Raw genomic sequence first — 25,049 nt, forward strand, 5'->3', positions numbered from 1 at the left:
CCATGAACGGGCCTCTCGAGCTGCGCGGGGGCGTCGTCGTCCCCGACGACGCCCTCGCGTGGCGCTTCTCCCGGTCCAGCGGACCCGGGGGGCAGTCGGTGAACACCACCGACTCCCGGGTCGAGCTGTCCGTGGACCTGTCGCGCATCCCGTGGACGTCGCCCACGCAGCAGGACCGGGTCCTGGACCGCCTGCGGCCGCGGCTGCGCGGCGACGTGCTCACCGTCGCCGCGTCCGAGTACCGCTCGCAGCTGCGCAACCGCGAGGCCGCCCTCGTCCGGGCCGCCGCGCTGCTCGACGAGGCCCTCGCTCCCCCGGGACCGGTGCGCAAGGCCTCCCGCCCGAGCCGCGCCTCCCGCGAGCGCCGCGCGCAGTCGGAACGCCAGCGCCGCGCCACCAAGCAGCTGCGCCAGCGCCCCCCGCACGCGTGACCGGCCCGCGAGACGCCGACGGCACCCCTCGCTCGCGACGGCCCCTGTTCTAGGTGGCGCCGTCGCGCGTCTCGGGCGCCGTCGGCTCGTCCTCGTCGTCCGACGCGCCGCGGGCCTCGTCGCGGACCAGCCGGAGCCACAGCAGGACGGCGAACGCGCCGAAGATCCACCACTGCGCCGCGTAGGCGAGGTTCTGGATGTTCAGGCCGGAGCCGGGCTTGGTCGGCGGGTCGAGGAGCGCGACGTCGGCGGACTGCGCGGGATCCGAGGACGACACGACCAGGTATCCCGTGTAGATCGGCCCGCCCCAGGCGTTCAGCAGCTCGGGCGAGCTGATCGCCTCCGTCTGCCCGTCGACCACCCCGGACCCTGCCTCCTCCGAGGCCTGCAGGTAGCCGACGACGTCGACGGTGCCGGCGGGCGGCACGTCGGCGTCGGACGGCGACTCGACCCAGCCGCGCACGACGGGCAGGACCGGCGAGTCGCCGGACGCGACGCGCAGCGGCGTCAGGACGAGGTACCCGACCTGGTCGTCGTGGGCACGGTCGGGGACCAGGAGCTGGCCGGCCGCGTCGTAGGTGCCGGTCACCGCGACCTTGCGGCCCACGAGCATCCCGGTGAAGGAGGTCTGCGGCTGGAACACGGTGTCCAGCGCGACGGGCGGCGCGGCGACGAGCTCGGCGGTGTGCCGGGCCTCGGCGGAGGCACCGCGGACCTGCGCGCGATCGAGCTGCCAGACGCCGAGACGGGCGCACAGGGCGGCGGCCGCGAGCAGGAGCACGAGGATCACGAGCATCCGAGGGCGCACGGCGGCGCGCAGCATCGTCGTCGGAGGCCGGCGTTCGACCTGCTCCCACCCGGACCGGACGGAGGGCCGGACCGGGCCGGACGACGGGCTCGGAGCACGCTCGCGCGGGGGCGCGGAGGGGCTCGGCTCGGTCACGCCTCACGGTACCCCGCAGGTCGTCGGCAACCCGAGGCGCCTGCTCCCTGGAGCGGCCCCTGTGGCGAACGCCACGAGTTCGGCGAACGTTCGCCGTTCACCAGTGCACGACGCGCTCACCTGCGGTTGTATGGCAGGACGAGGCTGCACATCCGGGCCTATCGGCCCTAGGTGTCGACGCCGTCCGACAACGAGGCTGGCACCGGGGCCGACCGAGGCCCCGAGTGATCACGGGGAGCGCGAGCACATGAGCACCACCACGACACGGCCCACCACCTGGCGACGGGGTTCCGGCGAGACGGTCGACGCCGCGACCCTGCAACGGATCGACAAGTGGTGGCGCGCCGCCAACTACCTGTCGGTGGGGCAGATCTACCTGCTGGACAACGCGCTGCTGCGCGAGACGCTCACCCGGGACCACGTCAAGCCGCGGCTCCTGGGCCACTGGGGAACGACCCCCGGCCTGAACTTCCTGTACGCGCACCTGAACCGCGCGATCGCGGAGCGCAACCAGTCGACGATCTACATCATCGGACCGGGCCACGGTGGCCCGGGGCTCGTCGCGAGCGCGTACCTCGACGGCACGTACTCCGAGGTCTACTCCGACATCACGGACGACGCCGAGGGCATGAGGCGCCTGTTCCGGCAGTTCTCGTTCCCCGGTGGCATCCCCAGCCACGTCGCGCCCGAGACGCCGGGCTCGATCCACGAGGGCGGCGAGCTCGGCTACGCGCTGTCGCACGCGTACGGCGCCGCGTTCGACAACCCCGACCTGCTCGTCGCGACGATCGTCGGCGACGGCGAGGCGGAGACGGGCCCGCTGGCCACGAGCTGGCACTCGAACAAGTTCGTGAACGTGGAGAAGGACGGCGTCGTCCTGCCGATCCTGCACCTCAACGGCTACAAGATCGCCAACCCGACCGTCCTCGCGCGCATCAGCGACGAGGAGCTCAACGCGCTCATGGTCGGGTACGGGCACAAGCCGCACGTCTTCGTCGCGGGGTTCGACGACGAGTCGCACGAGAGCATCCACGGGCGGTTCGCGACGCTGCTGGACGAGGTCCTCGACGAGATCGCGGACATCAAGGCGAGCGGCAGCGAGCAGCGCCCGATGTGGCCGATGATCGTGTTCCGCACGCCCAAGGGCTGGACCGGGCCGGACTACATCGACGGCAAGAAGACCACGGGCTCGTGGCGCGCGCACCAGGTGCCGCTGGCCAGCGCGCGGGACACCCCCGAGCACCTCGACGTGCTGCGGAGCTGGCTCGAGAGCTACCGGGTGGACGAGCTGTTCGACGAGGGCGGCAGGCTGCACGAGGACATCCGCGCGCTGGCGCCGGAGGGCGAGCTGCGGATGAGCGCGAACCCGCACGCCAACGGCGGCCTGCTGCTCAAGGACCTGCGCCTGCCCGACTTCCGCGACTACGCGGTCGACGTGCCGACGCCGGGCGGCTCGTTCAGCGAGGCCCCGCGCGTGCTCGGCGAGTGGCTGACGGACGTGATCCGGCAGAACCCCGACAACTTCCGGATCTTCGGCCCCGACGAGACCGCCTCGAACCGTCTGCAGGCCGTCTTCGAGACGACCGACAAGCAGTGGAACGCGGACTTCTACGGCCCCGACGTCGACGAGCACCTGGCCCGCGCCGGACGCGTGATGGAGATGCTCAGCGAGCACCAGTGCCAGGGCTGGCTCGAGGGGTACCTGCTGACCGGGCGGCACGGCCTGTTCAACTGCTACGAGGCGTTCATCCACATCATCGACTCGATGTTCAACCAGCACGCCAAGTGGCTCAAGGTGTCCGGGGAGATCCCGTGGCGCCGCCCGATCGCGAGCCTGAACTACCTGTTGTCCAGTCACGTCTGGCGCCAGGACCACAACGGCTTCAGCCACCAGGACCCCGGGTTCGTCGACCACGTGGTGAACAAGAAGGCCGAGGTCGTCCGGGTCTACTTCCCGCCGGACGCGAACACGCTCCTGTCGACGTACGACCACTGCCTGCGCAGCCGGCAGTACGTGAACGTCGTGGTCACAGGCAAGCAGCCTGCCCCGAACTTCCTGACCATGGACGAGGCGATCGCGCACTGCACGCGCGGCCTGGGCATCTGGGAGTGGGCCGGTACCGAGGAGCCGGGCGAGAAGCCGGACGTCGTGCTCGGCTGCGCGGGCGACGTGCCGACGCTCGAGGTGCTCGCCGCGGCGGACATCCTCAAGCGCGAGCTGCCCGACCTGAAGGTCCGCGTGATCAACGTGGTCGACCTGATGCGCCTGCAGGACGAGCGGGAGCACCCGCACGGGCTGTCGGACGCACAGTTCGACGGACTGTTCACGCCCGACCGGCCCGTGATCTTCGCGTACCACGGGTACCCGTGGCTCATCCACCGCCTGACCTACCGCCGCACCGGCCACACCAACATCCACGTGCGCGGCTACAAGGAGGAGGGCACCACCACGACACCGTTCGACATGGTGATGCTCAACGACCTCGACCGGTTCCACCTCGTCATCGACGTGATCGACAACGTGCCGTCGCTGCGGACCGCCCAGGCGGGCCTGCGGCAGCGGATGGTCGACGAGCGGCTGCGCGCGCGGGAGTACACCCGCGAGCACGGCGACGACCTGCCCGAGGTGCGCGACTGGGTGTGGCCCGACGCCGGCGACGCCGCGGCCGAGGGCGAGATCGCCGCGACGATCTCCACAGGGGGCGACAACGAATAGCCTGGCCGAACACCTAGGTCAGGAGACCTTTTCGTGGCACGCAGCATCTATGTGACCTCCCCCGAGGGCGACAGCGGCAAGTCCATCGTCGCCCTCGGGCTGGTCGACCTCCTCACGCGCACGGTGCAGCGGGTGGGGGTGTTCCGCCCGGTCGCCCGGTCGACCACGGTCCGCGACTACGTGCTCGAGCTGCTGCTCGGGCAGGACGGCGTCGACCTGACGTACGACGAGTGCGTCGGCACCACGTACGAGCAGGTGCTCGACGACCCCGAGGCCGCGCTCGCGCAGATCGTGCAGCGGTACCACGACGTCGAGCGCCGCTGCGACGCGATCGTCGTGGTCGGCACGGACTACACGGACGTCGCGGGGCCGACGGAGCTCGCGTACAACGCCCGAATCGCCGCGAACCTCGGCGCACCGGTGGTCCTCGTCGTCAACGGCAGCGGTCGTCCCGCATCGGTGATCACGCAGGTGGCCGAGGTCGTGGTGCACGAGATGCAGGCGAACCACGCGCAGGTCGTCGCGGTCGTCGCCAACCGGTGCGCGTCCGGCGACATCGACAAGGTGCGCCGGTCGCTGAGCATGGACCTGGGGCTGCCCGGCTGGGCCATCCCGGAGAACCCGCTGCTCACGGCCCCGACCATGCGCCAGCTCACCGAGGCCGTCGACGGACGGCTGATCGCGGGCGACGAGAGGCTGCTCGCCCGCGAGGTGCTCGACGTCATGGTCGGCGCGATGTCGATCGAGCACCTGCTCGACCGGCTGAGCGACGGCTCCGTCGTCATCACCCCCGGGGACCGGTCCGACGTCCTGCTGGGCCTGCTCATGGCCCACCAGGCCGACGGGTTCCCGTCGCTGGCCGGCATCATCCTCAACGGCGGCTTCCTGCCGACGCCTCCCGTGGCCCGCCTGATCGAGGGTCTCGGCAGCCGGCTGCCGATCATCAGCACAGAGCTGGGCACATTCCGGTCCGCGAGCGCCGTGGGCGACACGCGGGGGCGGCTCACCGGTGACTCCCAACGCAAGATCGACACGGCGCTCGCCCTGTTCGAGCAGCACATCGACGGCGCCGCCCTGCTCGCCGCGCTGGACGTCGAGCGCCCCGAGGTGGTCACGCCGCTGATGTTCGAGTACGCGCTGCTGGCCCGGGCGCGCGAGGACCGCCAGCACGTGGTGCTCCCCGAGGGCGAGGACGACCGGATCCTGCGCGCGGCCTCCACGCTGCTGCAGCGCGGCGTCGCCCAGATCACGATCCTCGGCGACGAGGCGTCGATCCGGGCCCGCGGCACCGAGCTCGGACTCGACCTCGAGGACGCCGCGGTGCTGAGCCCGCACGACCCGGAGATGCTGGAGCGGTTCGCGGTGGCGTACACCGAGATGCGCAAGCACAAGGGCATGACCGTCGAGCGGGCGCGGGAGATCGTCTCGTCGGTCTCCTACTTCGGCACGATGATGGTCCAGCTGGGGCTCGCCGACGGCATGGTCTCCGGCGCCGCCCACACCACCGCGCACACCATCAAGCCGTCGTTCGAGATCATCAAGACGACGCCCGGCGTCTCCAACGTCTCGAGCTGCTTCCTCATGTGCCTCGAGGACCGCGTGCTCGTCTACGCGGACTGCGCCGTCATCCCCGACCCGACCGCCGAGCAGCTCGCCGACATCGCGATCTCGTCGGCAGCCACCGCCGAGCAGTTCGGCATCGAGCCGAGGATCGCGATGCTGTCCTACTCGACCGGTGCGTCCGGGTCGGGCGCCGACGTGGAGAAGGTCCGCGAGGCGACGGCCCTCGTGCGGTCCCGGCGGCCGGACCTGTCCGTCGAGGGGCCGATCCAGTACGACGCCGCCGTCGACGCGAGCGTGGCGCACACCAAGCTGCCCGACTCCGCGGTCGCCGGACGCGCGACGGTGTTCGTCTTCCCCGACCTGAACACCGGCAACAACACCTACAAGGCGGTCCAGCGGTCGGCGGGAGCCGTCGCCATCGGACCCGTGCTCCAGGGCCTGCGCAAGCCGGTCAACGACCTGTCGCGCGGCGCGCTGGTCTCGGACATCGTCAACACCGTCGCCATCACGGCGATCCAGGCGCAGGCAGAAGAGCAGGCACAGATCTCGTGAGCACCGTCCTGGTCGTCAACTCCGGTTCGTCGTCCATCAAGTACCAGCTCGTCGACCCGGTCGAGGGCGGCGCGATCGCGTCGGGCCTCGTCGAGCGGATCGGCGAGGCGACCGGCTCGATCACGCACACGTTCGCCGGGACCACCACAGAACGCACGCGTCCGATCGCGGACCACGGTGACGGCCTGCGCGCGGTGCTCGAGCTGTTCGAGCACGAAGGCCCCGACCTGTCGACCGCGAGCGCCGTCGGTCACCGTGTGGTGCACGGCGGCTCCGTGTTCGACGGTCCGGCGCTGGTGACCGACGAGGTGATCGCCCAGATCGAGGCCCTGTCGCCGCTCGCCCCGCTGCACAACCCGCCGAACCTCACGGGCATCCGCGTCGCCCGCGAGCTGCTGCCGGACGTGCCGCACGTGGTCGTGTTCGACACCGCGTTCTTCCGCACGCTCCCGGAGGCGGCGGCGACCTACGCCATCGCCAAGGACGTCGCCGAGGCGCACGGCGTGCGGCGCTACGGGTTCCACGGGACCTCGCACCAGTACGTCTCGGCCCGCGTCGCCGAGGTGCTCGGCCGGAGGCCGCAGGACGTCAACCAGATCGTGCTGCACCTGGGCAACGGGGCTTCCGCGTCGGCGGTCCGGGGAGGTGTCGCGGTCGAGACGTCGATGGGGATGACGCCCCTGGAGGGCCTGGTCATGGGCACGCGCTCGGGGGACGTCGACCCCGCGGTCCTCATCCACCTGCAGCGCAACGCCGGACTCTCCGTCGACGACGTCGACGACCTGCTCAACCGTCGCTCGGGGCTCAAGGGTCTGGCCGGGGAGAACGACTTCCGCGCCCTGCACACGCTGATCGGCGACGGCGACCAGGACGCGGCCCTCGCGTTCGAGGTCTACATCCACCGGCTGCGCAAGTACGTCGGCGCCTACGTCGCGGTCCTGGGACGCGTGGACGTCATCACGTTCACGGCCGGAGTCGGGGAGAACGACCCCGTCGTCCGCGCCCGAGCCCTGGAGAACCTCGAGCCGCTGGGCATCGCGGTCGACGCCGACCTCAACGCGGTCCGCAGCCGCGAGCCGCGGATCATCTCGCCGGACTGGTCGACGACGACAGTCATGGTCGTCCCGACGAACGAGGAGCTCGCCATCGCCCGCCAGGCCGTGTCGTTGATCGGCGACGAGATCGACGACGATCCGGCCGAGGTGGGCCACGCCTGACTAGGGCAGGCGGAACGCCTTCATCGCGCGCAGCGCCTCGGTGTACAGGCGCGGCCAGGTCTCGGTGCCCAGGTCGAACATCCGGTGCAGCCCCACGCCGGGTCCGCCCAGGACGCCGTGCACCCCGTGCTGGACGGCGATGGTCTGCGTGCGGGTGGTGGCCCAGAGGCCCTCGCGACCGTGCCGCGACCCGATGCCCGACGACCCGATGCCGCCCTGCGGCGCCCCGACCGAGCCCCACGTGGCCACATAGCCCTCGTTGACGTTGACGGAGCCGGACCGCACCCGCGCGGCCAGCGCGGCACCGCGACGCGTGTCCGCGGTCCAGATGCTGGCGTTCAGGCCGAACTCGGTGTCGTTCATCGCCGCGACGGCCTCGTCGTCGGACGCGACGCGGTAGATCGACACGACGGGCCCGAACGTCTCCTCGCGGACCAGGCGCGCCTCGTTCGGCACGTCGGCCAGGATCGTCGGCTCGTAGAACCACGGGCCGAGGTCGGTGCGGTGCACTCCCCCGGCCAGGACGGTCGCGCCGTGCCCGATCGCGTCCTCGACGTGCTCGACGACCGTCGCGAGCTGCGCGGCCGACGTCAGGGTCCCGACGTCCGAGCGGTAGTCGAGGTCGGAGCCCAGGCGCAGCTCGCGGGTGCGGCGGACGAAGGCCGCGGTGAACTCGTCGGCCACGTCCTCGTGCACGTAGATCCGCTCGATGCTCACGCAGACCTGCCCGGTGCCGACGAAGCACGCGCGGACCGCACCCTCGGCGGCGACCTCGACATCGACGTCCTCGGCCACGTACATCGGGTTCTTGCCGCCGAGCTCCAGCGTGGCCGGGACCAGCAGCGAACCGGCCTGCGCCGCCACGAGTCGCCCGGTCCGCGTCGACCCGGTGAAGCTCACGTGGTCGACGTTCTCGGTCACCGCCGCACCGATCGCGCCGTCGCCGACGACCACCTGCAGCACGCCGTCGGGGAGCCCCGCCTCCTCCAGCAGCTCGGCGGCCCACAGCGAGGTGAGCGCCGTCTGGGGGTCGGGGCGCAGGATCACCGCGTTGCCCGCGACCAGCGCCGGCAGCACGTCGCCGAGCGTGAGGGTCAGCGGGAAGTTCCAGGGCGCGACGATGCCGACCACGCCGACCGGGTGGCGCAGCACGCGCGTCGTCGTCAGTCCAGGGATGAGTCCCGCCACCCGCCGCGGCGCGAGGTAGCGGCCCGCGCGCAGGCTGTAGTGCCGCGAGATGTTCGCGATGTCGCAGACCTCTTCGAACGCCGAGACGCGTGCCTTGCCCGCCTCCAGCTGGATGAGGTCGAGCACGTCGCTCTGCCGTTCGAGCACGAGGTCGTGGACGCGGTGGAGGACCGCGGTCCGCTCGCGCAGGGGGCGCGCGGCCCACAGCCGCTGCGCCGAACGCGCCGTCCGCGCGGCGCGCGCCACGTCGTCGGCCGTCGACAGCGGGATCGCGGCGATGGGTCCGCCCGTGAACGGCGCGTGCGACGTGTACGTCGCGGCGCCGGGTGACGCGACGACGCGTCTCAGGAGGGTGCGGATGTCGTCCGGCTCGAGGACGTAGGTCGCGAGCGGGTCGGTCTCGGGGTCGTGGAGCTCGATGTGCCCAGGGTCGTGCGCCATAACCGCGAGAGTACGCGCGGCTCCTGAGGAACCCGGACTACACGCCGAGCGTCTCGCGCACGTCCGGGTGGAGCAGCTCGACGACGGCCGCCCTGCTCTCGGTCGCCGACGGGGCCGCCAGCGCGCAGGCCGCCATCGTCGCGCACTCCGAGGTCGAGTGGTGCCGCAGCGCGTACCGGACGGCCGGGACCGCGCCCGCCGACATCGACAGGCTGGTCACCCCGAGCCCGACGAGCACGAGAGCGAGGACGGGGTCCGAGGCGGACTCCCCGCACACCCCCACGGGCTTGCGCGCCTCGGCGCCCGCCCGTGCCGTGGCCTCCACGAGGTCCAGCACCGCGGGCTGCCACGGATCGAGCAGGTCGGCCAGCTCGCCCCGTAACCGGTCGGTCGCCATCGTGTACTGCGCCAGGTCGTTGGTACCCAGCGAGACGAAGTCGACCTCGGCGAGGATCTCCCGTGCGCGCAGGGCGGCGGCGGGCACCTCGATCATCACGCCGACGGTGGCGACGCCCGCGGCCCGCGCCCGGGCGGCGAACGCACGGGCTTCCTGCGCGGTGGCGATCATCGGCGCCATGACCCAGGGGGTCGTGCCCGTCTGAGCCTGAGCCTGCGCGAGCGCCCGCAGCTGGGTGTCCAGCAGCTCGGGATGCGTCCGGACCAGCCGGTAGCCGCGCACGCCGAGGGCAGGGTTCTCCTCGTCGGGCTGCGTCGCGAAGGCGAGGGGCTTGTCCGCGCCCGCGTCGAGCGTGCGCACCACGACCTTGCGGCTGCCGAAGGACGTCAGGGTCTGCGCGTACACCTCGGTCTGCTCGGCCAGCGTCGGCGCCAACGCCCGCTCGAGGAACAGGACCTCGGTGCGGAACAGGCCGACGCCCTCGACGGCGCCGCCGGCGACGCGGGCCGCGTCCTGCGCGGTGCCGATGTTGGCGAGCAGAGCGACCGGCCGGCCGTCGGAGGTTCCGCCGGGGCCGGTGTCGGACTCGAGCGCGGTCTCGACGGCAGCCCGCCGGACCAGCTCGGCGCGCTGGGCGTCGTCGGGGTCGGTGGTCACCGTGCCGGCGGCGGCGTCGACGGCGACGACCGTGCCGTCCTCGATCGACGTCGCACCGCTCACGCGGACGATGCACGGCAGCCCGAGCTGCCCGGCGATGATCGCCGTGTGGCCCGTCGGGCCGCCGAGCTCGGTGACGATCGCCAGCACGTTCGCCAGGTCGAGCGCGGCCGTGTCGGCCGGCGCCAGGTCCTGCGCGACGACGATCGACGGCCGGTCGAGCGCAGGGACCCCCGGTGCGGGGAGGCCGAGCGAGCGGGCCACGACCCGGTCGCGCACCGAGCGCAGGTCCGTGACCCGCTCGGCGAGGTATCCGCCGGCCTGCTCGAACATGGCCGCGAACGTCGCCACCACGCCGTCGATCGCGCTCACCACGGGCTCGCCGGCGTCGATCCGCGCCAGCACCTGGTTCCGCAGCGCGCGGTCGTCGGCCATCTGGGCCGTGGCCGCGAGCACGTCCTTCACGGTGCCGGCGGACCGGGCCGACTGCTCGCGCAGACCGGCGGCGACGTCGCCGAACGCGGACTCGACGACGGCGTGCGCGGTCGCGAGGTCGGCGGGCACGCCGTCGACCAGCAGAGGCGCGTCCGGGTCGACGTGCGGCGCGGGTCGGACCTGGGCGACGGGTCCGACGACGGCGCGGCGACCGACGCCGACGCCCTGCATCACGTGACCGAGCGTCGGCGCGCTCACGACGCCTCCTGCGCGTCCAGGTCCGTGGCCAGCAGGTCGACCAGCCCGTCGAGCGCGGCGTCGGCCCCCTCGCCCTCGGCCGTGAGGGTGACCTCCTCGCCGCCCGGCACGCCGAGCGACATCACGAACAGGATGCTGCCGGCGTCGACCGGCTCCCCGCCCGGGCGGGCGATGGTCACGGGCAGTCCGGTCTCGGCGACGGCCTGCGTGAAGAGCATCGCGGGACGGGCGTGCAGGCCGACGCGGGACGCGACGACGACGGTGCGCTGGGACATGGGATCTTCTCCGATCGAGAGGTTCGACGGTCAGGCTGCGGTCGCGACGAGCGACTGGGCGTCGGCGGCTTCGGCTTCGGCGTCCGCCGCCTGCTCGGCCAGGACGAACTCGTTGGTCCGCGCGCTCTTGAGCGCGATGACCAGACCGGCGGAGATCACGGTGCCGACGACGACGGCCAGGAGGAACCCGGCCGGGTTCGAGATGAGCGGCAGGACCCAGATGCCACCGTGCGGTGCGCGCTGCCCGGACCCCATCGCCATGACGAGGGCACCGGTGGCGCTCGAGCCGACGAGGGACGAGACGATCACGCGCCACGGGTCGGCGGCCGCGAACGGGATCGCGCCCTCGGAGATGAACGACAGCCCGAGGAGCCAGGCGGCCTTGCCGTTCTCCCGCTCGGCGTGCGTGAACAGCTTCTTGCGGACGACCGTGGCCAGAGCCATGGCGAGCGGGGCGACCATGCCGGCCGCCATGACCGTGGCCATGATCCGGTACTGGACGGCGTCCGTCGCCAGGCCCTCGGTGGCCAGGCCGGTCACGGCGAAGGTGTACGCGACCTTGTTGATCGGGCCGCCCAGGTCGAAGCCCATCATCGCGCCGAGCAGCGCGCCGAGCAGGACGAGGTTGGACCCGGACAGGCCGTTCAGCCAGCTGCTCAGTCCGTCCATCAGGCTCGCGATCGGCTGCCCGATGATCAGGAACATCACGAGCCCGACGGCGAACGTGGACAGCAGCGGGATCACCACGACCGGCATGACGCCGCGTACGCCCTTCGGCACCTTCCAGCGGCTGATCCACAGGGCCAGGAAGCCGGCCAGGAAGCCGGTGACCAGGCCACCGAGGAAGCCGGCGCCGACGACCACCGAGATCGCGCCGCCGACGATGCCGGGCACGAGGCCGGGCCGGTCGGCGATCGCGTACGCGATGAACCCGGACAGGATCGGCACGAGGAACCCGAACGCGACCGCGCCCGTCTGGAACAGCAGCGCCGCCCAGTCCATGCCGTTGGTGACGGCGAAGTCGTTCAGCAGGTGCGTCACCGGGATGCTGGTCACGGCGACGACGCCGTCGCTGCCGCCGGCGAACTGGGCGACCATGAATCCCAGGGCGATGAGGATCCCTCCCGCCGCGACGAACGGGATCATGTAGGAGACGCCGGTCATGAGCCACTGGCGGATCCTGGTGCCCACGCCCGCGTTGCGGTCGACCTTCGTCACCGGACCGGTGGGCGCCGCCGGCGTACCCGCCGGAACGCCCGCCTCGACGGCCGCGACCGCCGCCGCGATGACGCCGGGTGCGTCGTGCACGGCCTTCTTCACGCCCACGTCGATGAACGGCTTGCCCGCGAACCGGCCCTTGTCCTTGACCTCGAGGTCGGCGGCGTAGATGACGCCGTCCGCCGCGGCGATGATCGCAGGGTCGAGCGGGGTGGACCCTGCGGCGCCCTGGGTCTCGACGTGGACCTCGTGCCCGGCGGCCTTGCCGGCCTGCTCGAGGGCCTCGGCGGCCATGTACGTATGGGCGATGCCCGTGGGGCAGGACGAGACGGCGACGAGCTTCATGACGGGACAACCTCTCGGGTGACGATGTCGGCGACGGTTGCTGCATCGCCGGCGTCCTTGAGCGACGTGCGGAAGGACTCGTGGACCAGGCGGCGGGCGAGCGCCGCGAGGATCTGCAGATGGTCGCTGTCGCCGGAGTCCGGGGCGGCGATCAGGAAGATGAGGGTGGCGGGCCCGTCGGGAGCCCCGAAGTCGACGCCGGCGGCGACCTTGCCGACCGCCAGGCTGGGCGCGGTGACGTGGGCGGACCGCGCGTGCGGAAGACCGATCCCGCCCGGCATCCCGGTCGCCATCTGCGCCTCGCGGGCCCGCACGTCGGCGTGGAAGCCGTCGGCGTCGGTGACGCGGCCCGCCGCGTAGAGCAGGTCGATCAGCTGACGGGTCGCGTCGTCACGGTCGGTGGCGACGAGGTCGACGGCGACGAGTTCCGGGGTGATCAGTGGTGTGCTCACGTCACATCTCCTTGAGGGCGAGTCGGGGATCGGGGTTCTGCACGACCCGGACGGCGCCCGTGTCGATGTCGAGGGGGTCGGGGACTGCGGTGCCGGGCAGCAGGACGGCGGCTCGGCCGAACGCGACCGCGGTGCGGAGGCGGTCGCCGCCGGACCCGTCCGCGCAGAGGTACCCGGCGAGGGTCGAGTCGCCCGCGCCGACGGTGGATACCGGGACGATGGGCGGGCCGCCGGCCCACCAGACCTCGTCGGCGTCGACCAGGATCGCGCCGTGCGCGCCGAGGCTGACCAGGACCGCACGGTTGCCGGCGGCCAGGACCTCGTGGGAGGCGTCCACCACGTCGCCGACGGTCACCAGCTCGCGACCGACGAGGTCGGCGAGCTCCTCGTCGTTCGGCTTGACCACGGCGAGCCCGCCGGCGCGGACGGCCTCGGACAGCGGACCTCCGGAGGTGTCCAGAGCGAACGGGACGCCGTGGCGGGCGGCCAGGTCGGCCAGCCGGACGAAGAACGTCTCGGACGCGCCCAGCGGGAGGCTGCCCGCTCCCACGAGCACGAGCGGCCGGTGCGCGAGCTGCTGCTCGACGGCCGCGAGCAGCGCGTCGACCTCGGCGGCCGTGAGCCGCGGACCGGGGGCGTTGACCTTCGTCGTCGCTCCGCCGGCCTCGACGAGCGTCAGGTTGGTGCGCGTGTCGCCGTGCACCGGGACCGCGACGGAGGTGACGCCCTGCTCGTCGAGAAGCTCGACCAGGCGCCGGCCGTCGGGCCCGCCGGTGGGGAGCACCGCGAGGGACGCGACGCCGTTGCGGACGAGCACGCGGGAGACGTTGATGCCCTTGCCGCCCGGGTGGACGTGCGAGCGGTCGGCGCGGTTGACCTCGCCCACCTCGAGGCGGTCGAGCTCGAGCGCGCGGTCGAGGCTCGGGTTGGGCGTCACCGTGACGATCACGCCGTCACCACCCGCGGGCCGGCGGCCTCGATCTCGTCGACGAGCTCGGGCTCGGCGCCGCTGTCGGTGATGACGGTGTCGATCGCGCTCAGGGGCACGACGTGCGCGAACTCGACCCGGCCGATCTTCGAGTGGTCCGTGAGGACGACCGTGCGGCGCGCATTGGCGACGAGCGCCCGCTTGACCGCGGCCTCCGCGAGGTCCGGCGTGGTGAGCCCGTGCTCGACGCTCAGGCCGTTGGTGCCGATGAAAGCGACGTCGGCGTGGATGTCGGCGAGCTCCCGCTCGGCCCAGGACCCGACCGCGGCCAGGGTCCGTCCGCGGACGGTTCCGCCGACGAGGTGCAGGGTGATGCCCGGGCGGGTGGCGAGGATCATGGCCACGGGCAGCGCGTGCGTGACGACGGTCAGCTCGCGGTCCGTCGGCAGCAGCTCGGCCAGCCGGACCGTCGTCGTCCCGGCGTCGAAGATCACCGCTCCGCCGTCGGGGAGCTCGTCGAGCGCCGCCTTCGCGATCCGCTCCTTCTCCCCTGCGAACTTGCCCTCGCGGTCGGCGACGCCCGGTTCGAACCCGAGCCGCTCCACGGGGATCGCCCCGCCGTGGACCCGACGGACCAGGCCGTGCCGCTCGAGGATCGTGAGGTCGCGGCGGACCGTCTCTGCCGTGACCTCGAGGGCCTCGGCGAGCCTGTTCACGTCGACCCGGCCCTCGGCGCGCGCCGTGGCGAGGATCTGCTGGTGCCGCTCCGGTGCGTACACGTCGACTCCGTCGTCCGCTGCGCCGACCCTGTCGTCGGCGTCCAGTGGCTCCAGGGTGCTCCTCAGAACACAGGCATGTCAAGCAATTCGGGCACATTCGGCGGTAAACGGGCGTTGATATGGGCATTTGCACGCGCGTCCAGTGGTCGCCGGACGCAAAGCGATGCCCGAGTGCGCCCGTTTCGGGCACGCTCGGACATCGCCGGGAGGGGATCAGTGCGGCTGGTACGGGCTCACGACGACCTCGACGCGCTGGAACTCCTTGAGGTCGGAATAGCCGGTCGTGGCCATCGCACGGCGCAGCGCTCCGATGAGGTTGAGGGTGCCGTCGGCCGTGTGGCCGGGGCCGAACAGGATCTGCTCGAGCGTCCCGGCGGTGCCGACCTCGACCCGCTCGCCGCGCGGCAGCTCGAGGTGGTGCGCCTCGGGACCCCAGTGCCAGCCGCGGCCCGGAGCCTCGATCGCACGGGCCAGCGCCGCGCCCAGCATGACCGCGTCCGCACCGCACGCGACGGCCTTGACCAGGTCGCCGGAGCGGCCCACGCCACCGTCGGCGATGACGTGCACGTAGCGTCCGCCCGACTCGTCGAGGTAGTCCCGCCGGGCCGCCGCGACGTCGGCGACGGCCGACGCCATGGGGGCGTGGATACCGAGCGAGAGGCGCGTGGTGTGCGCGGCACCGCCGCCGAAGCCGACCAGGACGCCCGCCGCACCGGTCCGCATGAGGTGCAGGGCCGCCGTGTAGGTGGACGCGCCGCCGACGATCACCGGGACGTCGAGCTCGTAGATGAAGCGCTTGAGGTTGAGCGGCTCGGCGCGACCCGACACGTGCTCGGCCGAGACCGTGGTGCCGCGGATGACGAACAGGTCCACGCCGGCGTCGACGACCGTGCGCCAGAACTCGTTGGTGCGCTGCGGGCTGAGCGCCCCGGCCACCGTGACCCCGGCGGCGCGCACCTCCTTGAGGCGGGCCGTGATCAGCTCGGGCTGGATCGGGGCGGCGTAGATCTCCTGCATGCGGGCGGTCGCGCCGGCGGAGTCGAACGTCGCGATCTCCTCGAGCAGGGGCGTCGGGTCCTCGTACCGCGTCCACAGCCCCTCGAGGTCCAGCACGCCGAGGCCGCCGGCCTGGCCGAGCGCAACCGCCGTCGCCGGGCTCATCACCGAGTCCATCGGGGCGGCGACGACGGGGAGGTCGAAGTGGTAGGCGTCGATCTGCCAGCCGACCGAGACCTCCTCCGGGTCACGCGTACGGCGCGACGGGACGACGGCGACGTCGTCGAAGGAGTACGCGCGGCGCCCGCGCTTGCCGCGTCCGATCTCGATGTCGTTGCTCACCGGGCAAGGCTACCGGGGCCCCGACCCGCGCCACGCGGGGTGTCCTGCGGGGTCGTGTCAGACCTGGGTGGCACTCTGGCGGTATTCGAACGAAGGGCACCACGACGATGAGCTGGACGGACGGGCCGCTGCTGGGCTTCGACACGGAGACCACGGGCATCGACGTCGACAACGACCGCATCGTCACCGCCGCACTGGTCCGTCGCGACGAGACCGGCACCCAGATCCGCAGCTGGCTGATCAACCCGGGCATCGACATCCCCGAGGCCGCCACGGCGATCCACGGAATCTCCACCGACCACGCGCGCAGGCACGGCAGCAAGCCGAAAGAGGCGCTCGAGGAGATCGCGACCGAGCTGGCGCAGGCGTTCCGGGACGGCGTCCCGGTCGTGGCCTACAACGCGACGTTCGACCTCTGCCTGCTCGACGCCGAGCTGCGTCGGCACAGGCTCAAGACCCTGCCGGACCGGCTCTACAACGAGGCCCGCCCGGTGATCGACCCGCTCGTGCTCGACCGGGCGGAGGACCAGGAGCGCCGCGGCAAGCGCAAGCTCGTCGACCTGTGCGGGTACTACGAGGTCGTCGAGTCCGGGGCCCTGCACACGGCCGACGTCGACGTCGTCGCGACGCTGGACGTGCTCGAGCGCATCGTGGGGCGCTTCCCGCACCTCGCATCGCTCGATCTGGACACGCTGCACGAGTACCAGTCGACCGCGCACCAGGCCTGGGCCGAGGGTCTGAACGCCTGGCGTCTGGAGCAGGGCCTCGACGGCCCGCAGGTATCGGACGTCTGGCCTGCACGGAAGCCAGTCGGCACGCTCTGGTGAGGTAGGTCATATCGCGGTTGAGTTGCGCCGGGTGAGATTCGCCTCTATGGGCCCGTTCGACACCCCGATCCGGGGTGGCAATATCTCATCCATGAGTTAGCGTCTTCCCCATGACGACCACCAGTACCCCGGTTCCGCTCACCACGGGTTCGTTCCCGATCGCCACCGACCCGCTGGCCCACGTCGGCTCGCTGGTCCGCTCGGCACGGCAGCACCAGGGCCTCACGCAGGCGCAGCTCGCGGAGCGTCTGGGCACCAGCCAGTCGGCCATCCACCGCATCGAGCAGGGTGCGCAGAACGTCAGCCTCGAGATGCTCACCCGCATCGGCGCCGCGCTCGACTCCCCCATCGTGACGCTCGGCGGCCCGCAGCGCACCCACCTGCGCGTGCAGGGCGGCCAGACCCTCAGCGGCCGGATCGACGTCAACACCAGCAAGAACGGCGCCGTCGCCCTGCTGTGCGCGTCGCTGCTCAACCGCGGCACCACCCGCCTGCGCAACGTCGCCCGGATCGTCGAGGTCGACCGCATCGTCGAGGTGCTGCGCTCCGTCGGCGTGAAGGCCGTCTGGTCGACCGACGGCCGCGACCTGGAGATCGTCGTCCCCGACCGCCTGCAGCTCGAGAAGATCGACGTCGACGCCGCCCGTCGCACCCGATCGATCATCATGTTCCTCGGCCCGCTGCTGGGTCAGCAGGACGAGTTCCGCCTGCCCTACGCGGGCGGCTGCGACCTGGGCACCCGCACCGTGGAGCCGCACCTGATCGGGCTGCGGCCGTTCGGCCTGGAGGTCACGGCGACCGCCGGCGACTACCACGCGCTGGTCGAGCGGTCCGAGCGCACGGACCTGTCGGTCGTCCTGACCGAGCGCGGCGACACCGTCACCGAGAACGTCATCATGGCCGCGGCCCGCCGCACGGGCATCACGACGATCCGCAACGCGAGCCCGAACTACATGGTCCAGGACCTGTGCTTCTACCTGGAGCTCCTCGGCGTCCGGATCGACGGCATCGGCACCACGACGCTGCGCGTACACGGCCTGGCCGAGATCGACGCCGAGGTCGAGTACGCCGTCTCCGAGGACCCGGTCGAGGCCATGAGCCTGCTCACCGCGGGCATCGTGACCTCGTCGGAGATCACCGTGGGGCGCGTGCCGATCGAGTTCATGGAGATCGAGCTGGCCACGCTGGCCGAGATGGGCCTGCGCTTCTCGCTGTCGGACGAGTACGCCGCCCAGAACGGCCGCACCCGGCTCGTCGACGTGACGGTGTACCCGAGCGACCTGCGGGCACCGATCGACAAGATCCACCCGATGCCGTTCCCGGGCCTGAACATCGACAACCTGCCGTTCTTCGCGGCGATCGCGGCCTGCGCGACGGGCACCACGCTGATCCACGACTGGGTCTACGAGGGCCGGGCCATCCACCTGACCGACCTGACCCGCCTGGGCGCCGACGTCCGCCTGCTCGACGCGCACCGCCTCCAGGTCAGCGGCCCGACGCACTGGTCGGGCGCCGAGGTGTCCTGCCCGCCGGCGCTCCGGCCGGCCGTCGTCATCCTGCTCGCCATGCTCGCCGCCAAGGGCACGTCCGTGCTGCGCGACGTCGACATCATCGCCCGCGGCTACGAGCAGCTCCAGGACCGCCTGGTCCAGCTGGGCGCCCGTATCGAGACGTTCCGCGATTGAGGTCGAAGCCGGTCGCCCCTACCGACGGGTGACCGGCTCGATCCGCGCGCTGCGCAGGTGCTCGAAGACGATCGACGTCCGCACGTCGGCGATCTCCGGCCGTTCCGTGAGCCGGTCGATGACGAACGCGTACAGCCGGTCGTTGTCGGCGACCGCGACGTGCAGCACGAAGTCCTCGGTGCCGCTGGTGACGAACACGCCGACCACCTCGGGCAGCGCTGCGGCCCAGGTGCGGAACCGCTCGATGTTCTGCCGCGTCGGCGGCCGGATGCGCAGCGCGATCATCGCCTGCACCGGGCGACCGATCTGCGCGAGGTCGACGTCGAGCACCGCGCCACGGATCACCCCGCGCTCGCGCAGGGACCGCGTGCGGTCGAGCGCCGTGGTCGGCGAGACCCCCACCGCGGCGGCGATGTCGCGGTTGGTCCGCCGTGCATCCACCTGCAGCTCGCGCAGGATCGCCGTATCAAGTTCGTCGAGATCGGCCATGCGCCCATGCTAGCCGTACGTCGTACGGAACGCTTGGAGTCGACCCGCACGTCTGCTTAGCATTCTGGTATCAGTACGGACGAATGCGAAGCAGGAGGCACACATGTCGGTCGATGTGACGGACCGGATCGGGTTCGCGCCGGAGGAGATCGCGCTGGGCGAGTCCACCCGCGCCGCGCGGTTGAAGTGGGTCGTCGTCGTGGACCAGGACCTGCCGGCCGGGCGCGCGGCGAACGCCGCCGTGTGCGTGGCTGCGGCGACGACCGCGGGCGTGGACGGCCTGCTCGGCCCGGCGGCCCGCGACCTGTCCGGTGTCGACCACCCCGGCATCCCGTGGGTCGGCTGCACGATCCTGGCGGCGCCCGCCGAGCAGCTGGGCGCGATCCGCGCCGGTGCCGCGGCCTCCCCCGACATGTTCGTCGCTGACATGCCCGCCGTCGCCCAGACCATCCGCGTGTACGACGAGTACCTCGAGCGGATCGCGGGCGCCGACGAGCCGACCTACATCGCCGTCAGCATCGTCGGCCCGCGCAACCAGGTCGACCGGCTGGTGCGCAAGCTCCCCCTGCTGGCCTGAGGACGCGCAGGAACGTCAGGCCGCGGGGCGCAGGAGGAACGTGAACGAGTCCGCGTCCCGGCCGGCGGGACGACCGTCGTCGTCGCGGATGGCCTCCACCAGCAGGCCCGCGGTCGACGCGAGTCGGGAGAAGCCGTCGATCGTGTGCCAGTGCAGCAGCCACTCGCGGTCGGCCGTCTCCGTGACGCCGTCCCGGACGCGCTCGTAGCGCAGCGTCGTGCGCCGCGTCCGGGCGACGGGGTCGAGGTCCTCGTCGAGCAGCGAGACCCGGATGACGGCGCCGTCCGGTTCGACCTCCGAGCGGAGCTCTCCGACCCGGCCGGAGGGCGGCGGGATCCACAGCGGGATCGCCGCGGTGCCTTCGGGCAGGAGGTGGGCACGGATGCCCGTGAGCGCGGCGAGGGCGGCCTCGTCGGACGGCAGGAGGTTGAACGTCGCACCGGCCAGGAAGATCGACCGGTACCGCCGAGGCAGGTCGAGTTCCTCGAACCGCTGCTGGAACACCGACACGTCGAGGCCGGCCGCGCGCGAGCGCAGCCGGTCCAACATGTCCGCCGACGAGTCGACGCCGTCGACGTCCAGCCCGAGGGCGCGCAGCGCGAGCAAGGGGTCGCCGTCGCCGCAGCCGAGCTCCAGTCCGGGCTCACCGCTCGAGGCGACGAACGCGACGTAGGACTGCGGCGACGGCGAGTACGACCGCAGCGGCGAGTAGAGCTCCGCGACCAGGCCCGTGTAGAAGTCCGCGGGATCCAACGAGGTCAGCGGCCGGAGTAGTTCGGCGCCTCGGAGACCATCTGGACGTCGTGCGGGTGCGACTCCTTGAGCCCCGCCGGCGTGATCCGGATGAACTTGCCGCGGGTCTGCAGCTCGGGGACGGTACGAGCGCCGACGTAGAACATCGACTGGTGCAGGCCACCGATCAGCTGGTGCGCGACGGCCGCGAGCGGGCCGCGGTACGGGACCTGGCCCTCGATGCCCTCGGTGATGATCTCGTCGTCGGACAGGTCGCCCTGGAAATAGCGGTCCTTGGAGTACGAGCGACGGTCGCCGCGCGACTGCATGGCCCCCAGCGACGCCATGCCGCGGTAGCGCTTGAACTGCTTGCCGTTGACGAAGACGAGGTCGCCGGGCGACTCGTCGCAGCCGGCCAGCAGACCGCCGAGCATCACGGTGTCCGCGCCGGCGACGAGGGCCTTGGCGATGTCACCGGAGTACTGCAGGCCGCCGTCGCCGATGACCGGGACGCCGGCGGGCTTGGCGGCCAGCGACGCGTCGTAGATCGCGGTGATCTGCGGGACGCCGACGCCGGCGACGACGCGCGTGGTGCAGATGGAGCCCGGACCGACGCCGACCTTGACGGCGTCGACACCCGCGTCGACGAGCGCCTGGGCACCCTCACGGGTCGCGATGTTGCCGCCGATGACCTGCACGTGCCTGGTGCCGGGGTCGCCCTTGATGCGGCGGACCATGTCGAGCATCAGGCGGGCGTGGCCGTTGGCCGTGTCGACGACGAGCACGTCCACCCCGGCCTCGACCAGCGCCGTCACGCGGTCCCACGCGTCGCCGAAGAACCCGACGGCGGCACCGACGACGAGCCGGCCCTCCCCGTCCTTCGTCGCGTCGGGGTACTGCTCGGACTTCACGAAGTCCTTGACGGTGATCAGGCCGCGCAGGATGCCCGAGTCGTCGACCAGCGGGAGCTTCTCGATCTTGTGCTTGGCGAGCAGCGCGGCAGCGTCGTCGCGCGCGATGCCGACCGGGGCCGTGACCAGCGGCATCGCCGTCATGATCTCGCGCACGCGGAGCTTCTCGAACTCGCCCGGCGGGACGAACCGCAGGTCACGGTTGGTGATGATGCCCAGGAGCAGCCCGTCCGGCGCGACCACCGGGAGGCCGGACACGCGGTAGGTGCCGCACAGGGCGTCCAGCTCGGCCAGCGTCGCCTCGGGCGAGACCGTCACCGGGTCCGTGATCATGCCGGACTCCGAGCGCTTGACCAGGTCGACCTGGTGCGCCTGGTCCTCGATCGACAGGTTGCGGTGCAGGATCCCGATGCCACCCTGGCGCGCCATGGCGATCGCCATGCGCGACTCGGTGACGGTGTCCATGGCGGCCGACAGCAGCGGCACGCGCACGGAGATCTCCCGCGTGAGGCGCGAGGTGGTGTTCACCTCGCTCGGGATCACGTCGGTCTCCCCCGGGAGGAGGAGCACGTCGTCGTAGGTCAGCCCGATCCGGGCGAACGGGTCGGCTGGCGTTGGCTCCGTCATTGGCTCAGGATACGCGCGCGCGAGCGCGTGCCGGATCCCGCGTTACTGGATGAGACCCCGGCGCAGGCCGATCGCGACCGCCTGAGCGCGGTCGTTCGCGCCCAGCTTGCGGAACAGGCGACGCGCGTGGGTCTTGACCGTGTCCTCGGAGAGGTAGAGCTCGGCACCGATCTGGGCGTTGGAGCGTCCGTTGCTCATGCCGACCAGCACCTCGATCTCGCGCTTGGTCAGCGGCACACCGGCGATCGCACCCGAGGTCGGGCCGGCGACCGGTGCTGCGTTTGCCGCGTCCGTGGGGACGGCCGACGAGACGCGTCCCTCACCGGAGCCGGAGCGCTGCGCGAAGCTGGCCTGGCTGGGCACGTCGACGGTCGAGGTCCGGGCGCCGGACGGGACCGGCAGCGCGGGGCTGGCGAGCACGTGGGCGGCGACGGCGGACAGCTCGGCGCGGCCGACGTCCGGTGCGAGGAACCCGCGGGCGCCGAGCGCGAGCGCCCGGTCGAGCGCCACGGTGTCGTCCGGGACGGCGAGGAGCACGATCGCGGCGGAGGGGGCGACGGCGCGCAGACGGCGGATCGCCTCGATCGCACCCGGCGCACCCAGGTGGGCGTCCAGGAGCACGACGGTCGGCGGCATCCGACGCGCGAGGCTCAGCAGCTCGTCGACGGTGGCGGCCGCACGCACAGGTCCGAGCGCCGGCACACCGATCGATGTCACTACCAGCCGCTCGCGCACGACTGCCGAGCCGTGACACACCACGACTCCTGCCATGTTGATCCCCTCTCGGGCCCCACGCGGGGCACCTGTCGTGTATCGGTCGCCCGGACGAGTGACGTTAGTTCTCCCGGCAACCGACGCGGACCACGGCGCGGGCAATCGTCCGACGATGCGTCGCAAGCGCAGAATGTCTCACCCGATAGAGCGGGTGAAATGGCTGATCACACCCCCGGGGGACCTACAGGTCGGGGGTCGCGACACCCTCGCTGGGACGGCTCGTGACGGCCAGGACCTCGTGCACCAGCCCCGTGAAGGAGTGTGCGCGGTGCACCGACCGCCCCAGCGGGACGGACGCGGAGGCCCGGTCGGGCACCATGACGAACTGCGGCAGCTCGGCGTGCTGCTCGGCTATCCGCTCGACGACCTCGAGGTCCACCTGGTGCCCCTCGCCGATCGTGACGACGGCGCGCGTGCGGGTCATCGCGACGAGCTCGAACGCGTGGTGGACGCCACCGGGTCCGCCGACGATCCGCGCGTCGACGCCGTGCGACGCGAGGGCGCCGGCCACGGCGTGGGCGACGAGCGGACGCGGTTCGCGCGGCACGACGAGCACCAGCACGACCGGCCGGCGCGCCCCCTCGAACGGGGCGGTGCGGTCGCGGAGGGCGGCGAGGGCGGCGGCGTGCACGGTCGCGGTCGCGTCGACGCCCGGGGGGTCCACGACCGTCCGGCGGGCGAGCGCGTCGAGCGCGGGCTCGACCAGGACATTCCACCACGCCAGGACGTCGGCGTCGGGCGAGAGGGCCAGGACCCGTGCGCAGGCGGCCAGGTCGCCGGCGAGCGCCGCGTCGACGACGGCCGTCGGCGTCCGCTCGGTCGGCGGGCGCACCTCCGCGGGCGCGGCGACGTCGGTGGCCAGCGCGATCCGGGCCGACTCCGCGGGGGCGACGCCGTCGAGCGTCAGGCGCCGCATGACGAGCAGCCGCTCGACGTCCGTCGACGAGTACCGCCGGTGCGCGCCGGCCGAGTGCTCGGACGGGCCGAGCCCGTAGCGACGGTCCCAGGTGCGCAGGGTGGCAGGTGCGACGCCCAGGCGCCGGGCCACGGCCGCGACGGCGAGCGCGGGCGCGTGGGCAGCCTGCGGCTCGTCGTCACCAGACATGACCATGGCGCGATTGTGCCAGTCCGAGCCGCGAAGTTCGTCCGGGGGAACCTCTGGACACGGATCGACTACCTGCGGTAACGCGGCCAATCGCTTCATCGAATGGCGGGCCGAACCGGTCTTGAACAACTCTTGAAGCGGTTGTAACGTCCTCCCCAACGCGTCATCCCGTGGGGCACACCCCACGGCAACCCGTACATCACGAACTTCCGGCACAGCCGCCGATCCGCGGCCTGTGATGGAGCGACTGAGGAGGAAACCATGGCCGAGATCTCCCGACTCCCCGGACCTGTGATGGATCTGTGGGAGTGGCAGTTCGAGGGCGCGTGCCGTGACGCAGACCAGGACCTGTTCTTCCACCCTGAGGGCGAGCGTGGATCTGCGCGACGCCGCCGCGCCGAGGCCGCCAAGGCCATCTGCGCCACCTGCCCCGTCATCAAGGAGTGCCGCGAGCAGTCGCTCACGGTGCGCGAGCCCTACGGCGTGTGGGGCGGGCTGTCGGAGGACGAGCGCACCGCCGTCCTCGCTCAGCGCAGCCGCAGGACGCGCGTCGGCTGAGACCTGACGTCCACGAGACCCCTCCGGCGATCAACGGCGATCGCGGAGGGGTCTCGCGTGTCCGGGCCGGCAACGAGAACGGCCCCCTCGGTCCGAGGACCGAGGGGGCCGTGCTACGAGGTGCGTCAGATCACTTGACCACGACGGCCAGGATGTCGCGGGCCGAGAGGATGAGGAGCTCCTCGCCCGCGTACTTGACCTCGGTACCGCCGTACTTGGAGTAGATCACCTTGTCGCCGACGGCGACGTCGAGCGGGACCCGGTTGCCGTTGTCGTCGACACGGCCGGGGCCGACCGCCAGGACCTCGCCCTCCTGGGGCTTCTCCTTGGCGCTGTCCGGGATGACGAGACCGGAAGCGGTCGTCGTCTCTGCCTCGAGCGTCTTGACGACGATCCGGTCCTCGAGGGGCTTGATGGAGACCGACACAGCGGACCTCCCCTTCGCATGTGAGTAGTTCGTGAGTCCGAAGAGCGCTGTCGGGCCACCGTCGTCGCGGGTGCCGGGGCCAGGAGCGCCGTTGGCACACTCACGGGGAGAGTGCCAGCTCCTCACTCTAGGAAGGCGTTAGCACTCGGTCAAGGCGAGTGCCAACTGCCGACAGCGAACAGTCCCGCCGTGCAAGGATCGGCG

General features: G+C 72.1%; 23 protein-coding genes. 8 read left to right on the forward strand and 15 right to left on the reverse strand.

The window, feature by feature from the left end; all coding sequences use genetic code 11:
• The first annotated feature begins 2 nt into the window (after window positions 1–2).
• Window positions 3–431 (forward strand): alternative ribosome rescue aminoacyl-tRNA hydrolase ArfB, encoded by a 429-nt coding sequence (arfB, locus tag AC1DZC_RS00060; RefSeq protein WP_477041837.1) that lies wholly within the window; start codon window positions 3–5, stop codon window positions 429–431.
• A 49-nt stretch (window positions 432–480) separates the two neighbouring features.
• On the opposite strand, the gene AC1DZC_RS00065 is transcribed toward arfB, so the two are convergent.
• Window positions 481–1,374: an SURF1 family protein gene (locus tag AC1DZC_RS00065; protein WP_477041838.1), complete on the reverse strand. Its 894-nt coding sequence runs from the start codon at window positions 1,372–1,374 to the stop codon at window positions 481–483.
• A gap of 247 nt (window positions 1,375–1,621) precedes the next feature.
• Here AC1DZC_RS00065 and AC1DZC_RS00070 point away from each other — a divergent pair, with 247 nt between their 5' ends.
• Genes AC1DZC_RS00070 through AC1DZC_RS00080 form a run of 3 tightly spaced genes read left to right on the forward strand, consistent with a single transcriptional unit; the run spans window position 1,622 to window position 7,422 of the window.
• Window positions 1,622–4,090 (forward strand): phosphoketolase family protein, encoded by a 2,469-nt coding sequence (locus tag AC1DZC_RS00070; RefSeq protein ID WP_477041839.1) that lies wholly within the window; start codon window positions 1,622–1,624, stop codon window positions 4,088–4,090.
• A 33-nt stretch (window positions 4,091–4,123) separates the two neighbouring features.
• The gene (gene pta / locus AC1DZC_RS00075) at window positions 4,124–6,205 is read left to right on the forward strand and encodes a phosphate acetyltransferase (protein ID WP_477041840.1); all 2,082 of its coding nucleotides are present in this window, start codon (window positions 4,124–4,126) and stop codon (window positions 6,203–6,205) included.
• Window positions 6,202–7,422: an acetate/propionate family kinase gene (locus tag AC1DZC_RS00080; protein ID WP_477041841.1), complete on the forward strand. Its 1,221-nt coding sequence runs from the start codon at window positions 6,202–6,204 to the stop codon at window positions 7,420–7,422. The genes pta and AC1DZC_RS00080 overlap by 4 nt, the downstream gene beginning before the upstream one ends.
• Here AC1DZC_RS00080 and AC1DZC_RS00085 read toward each other — a convergent pair whose 3' ends face one another.
• The 8 genes from AC1DZC_RS00085 to AC1DZC_RS00120 all read right to left on the reverse strand — a co-directional run bounded on the left by AC1DZC_RS00085 (window position 7,423) and on the right by AC1DZC_RS00120 (window position 16,133).
• Window positions 7,423–9,051 (reverse strand): succinic semialdehyde dehydrogenase, encoded by a 1,629-nt coding sequence (locus tag AC1DZC_RS00085; RefSeq protein WP_477041842.1) that lies wholly within the window; start codon window positions 9,049–9,051, stop codon window positions 7,423–7,425. It abuts the gene before it with no gap.
• 37 nt (window positions 9,052–9,088) lie between these two features.
• Complete coding sequence (ptsP, locus tag AC1DZC_RS00090) at window positions 9,089–10,771, reverse strand: phosphoenolpyruvate--protein phosphotransferase (RefSeq protein WP_477042122.1); 1,683 nt, start codon at window positions 10,769–10,771, stop codon at window positions 9,089–9,091.
• Window positions 10,772–10,794: 23 nt separating this feature from the next.
• Complete coding sequence (locus AC1DZC_RS00095; protein WP_477040257.1) at window positions 10,795–11,073, reverse strand: HPr family phosphocarrier protein; 279 nt, start codon at window positions 11,071–11,073, stop codon at window positions 10,795–10,797.
• A gap of 30 nt (window positions 11,074–11,103) precedes the next feature.
• Window positions 11,104–12,636, reverse strand: coding sequence for a PTS fructose transporter subunit IIC (locus AC1DZC_RS00100; protein WP_477040256.1), 1,533 nt, complete (start codon window positions 12,634–12,636; stop codon window positions 11,104–11,106).
• The gene (locus AC1DZC_RS00105; RefSeq protein ID WP_477040255.1) at window positions 12,633–13,088 is read right to left on the reverse strand and encodes a PTS sugar transporter subunit IIA; all 456 of its coding nucleotides are present in this window, start codon (window positions 13,086–13,088) and stop codon (window positions 12,633–12,635) included. Before AC1DZC_RS00105 ends, AC1DZC_RS00100 begins: the two co-directional genes overlap by 4 nt.
• 1 nt (window position 13,089) lies before the next feature.
• The gene (gene pfkB / locus AC1DZC_RS00110; protein WP_477041843.1) at window positions 13,090–14,037 is read right to left on the reverse strand and encodes a 1-phosphofructokinase; all 948 of its coding nucleotides are present in this window, start codon (window positions 14,035–14,037) and stop codon (window positions 13,090–13,092) included.
• Window positions 14,034–14,795 carry a DeoR/GlpR family DNA-binding transcription regulator gene (locus tag AC1DZC_RS00115; RefSeq protein WP_477041844.1) on the reverse strand — a complete coding sequence of 254 codons (762 nt, stop codon included), beginning with the start codon at window positions 14,793–14,795 and terminating at the stop codon, window positions 14,034–14,036. The genes pfkB and AC1DZC_RS00115 overlap by 4 nt, the downstream gene beginning before the upstream one ends.
• Before the next feature lie 213 nt (window positions 14,796–15,008).
• Window positions 15,009–16,133, reverse strand: coding sequence for a GuaB3 family IMP dehydrogenase-related protein (locus AC1DZC_RS00120; RefSeq protein WP_477041845.1), 1,125 nt, complete (start codon window positions 16,131–16,133; stop codon window positions 15,009–15,011).
• Between the two features lie 107 nt (window positions 16,134–16,240).
• Here AC1DZC_RS00120 and AC1DZC_RS00125 point away from each other — a divergent pair, with 107 nt between their 5' ends.
• Window positions 16,241–16,960 (forward strand): exonuclease domain-containing protein, encoded by a 720-nt coding sequence (locus tag AC1DZC_RS00125; RefSeq protein ID WP_477041846.1) that lies wholly within the window; start codon window positions 16,241–16,243, stop codon window positions 16,958–16,960.
• Between the two features lie 110 nt (window positions 16,961–17,070).
• On the forward strand, window positions 17,071–18,645 hold the full coding sequence (locus AC1DZC_RS00130) for a helix-turn-helix domain-containing protein (protein WP_477040250.1): 1,575 nt from the start codon (window positions 17,071–17,073) through the stop codon (window positions 18,643–18,645).
• An 18-nt stretch (window positions 18,646–18,663) separates the two neighbouring features.
• Here AC1DZC_RS00130 and AC1DZC_RS00135 read toward each other — a convergent pair whose 3' ends face one another.
• Entirely contained in the window at window positions 18,664–19,134 is a 471-nt protein-coding gene (locus AC1DZC_RS00135; RefSeq protein ID WP_477040249.1) for an Lrp/AsnC family transcriptional regulator, read from the reverse strand.
• 103 nt (window positions 19,135–19,237) lie between these two features.
• Between AC1DZC_RS00135 and AC1DZC_RS00140 the strand changes: the two genes are divergently transcribed.
• Window positions 19,238–19,711: a DUF2000 domain-containing protein gene (locus AC1DZC_RS00140; RefSeq protein WP_477041847.1), complete on the forward strand. Its 474-nt coding sequence runs from the start codon at window positions 19,238–19,240 to the stop codon at window positions 19,709–19,711.
• A 15-nt stretch (window positions 19,712–19,726) separates the two neighbouring features.
• Here the strand turns inward: AC1DZC_RS00140 and AC1DZC_RS00145 are convergent, their stop codons facing one another.
• The 4 genes from AC1DZC_RS00145 to AC1DZC_RS00160 form a co-directional block, all read right to left on the reverse strand.
• Window positions 19,727–20,464 carry a class I SAM-dependent methyltransferase gene (locus tag AC1DZC_RS00145; protein ID WP_477041848.1) on the reverse strand — a complete coding sequence of 246 codons (738 nt, stop codon included), beginning with the start codon at window positions 20,462–20,464 and terminating at the stop codon, window positions 19,727–19,729.
• Between the two features lie 5 nt (window positions 20,465–20,469).
• Complete coding sequence (gene guaB, locus AC1DZC_RS00150) at window positions 20,470–21,981, reverse strand: IMP dehydrogenase (RefSeq protein WP_477041849.1); 1,512 nt, start codon at window positions 21,979–21,981, stop codon at window positions 20,470–20,472.
• A 42-nt stretch (window positions 21,982–22,023) separates the two neighbouring features.
• Window positions 22,024–22,752, reverse strand: a complete 729-nt coding sequence (locus tag AC1DZC_RS00155) for a response regulator transcription factor (protein WP_477040245.1) — start codon at window positions 22,750–22,752, stop codon at window positions 22,024–22,026.
• Between the two features lie 184 nt (window positions 22,753–22,936).
• Entirely contained in the window at window positions 22,937–23,866 is a 930-nt protein-coding gene (locus tag AC1DZC_RS00160) for a MerR family transcriptional regulator (RefSeq protein ID WP_477041850.1), read from the reverse strand.
• A gap of 255 nt (window positions 23,867–24,121) precedes the next feature.
• Between AC1DZC_RS00160 and AC1DZC_RS00165 the strand changes: the two genes are divergently transcribed.
• The gene (locus tag AC1DZC_RS00165) at window positions 24,122–24,418 is read left to right on the forward strand and encodes a WhiB family transcriptional regulator (RefSeq protein ID WP_477040243.1); all 297 of its coding nucleotides are present in this window, start codon (window positions 24,122–24,124) and stop codon (window positions 24,416–24,418) included.
• Between the two features lie 130 nt (window positions 24,419–24,548).
• Here the strand turns inward: AC1DZC_RS00165 and groES are convergent, their stop codons facing one another.
• Window positions 24,549–24,845: a co-chaperone GroES gene (gene groES, locus AC1DZC_RS00170; protein WP_477040242.1), complete on the reverse strand. Its 297-nt coding sequence runs from the start codon at window positions 24,843–24,845 to the stop codon at window positions 24,549–24,551.
• Between the last annotated feature and the right edge of the window lie 204 nt (window positions 24,846–25,049).

The organism is Cellulomonas sp. P2_B4 (assembly GCF_056404795.1).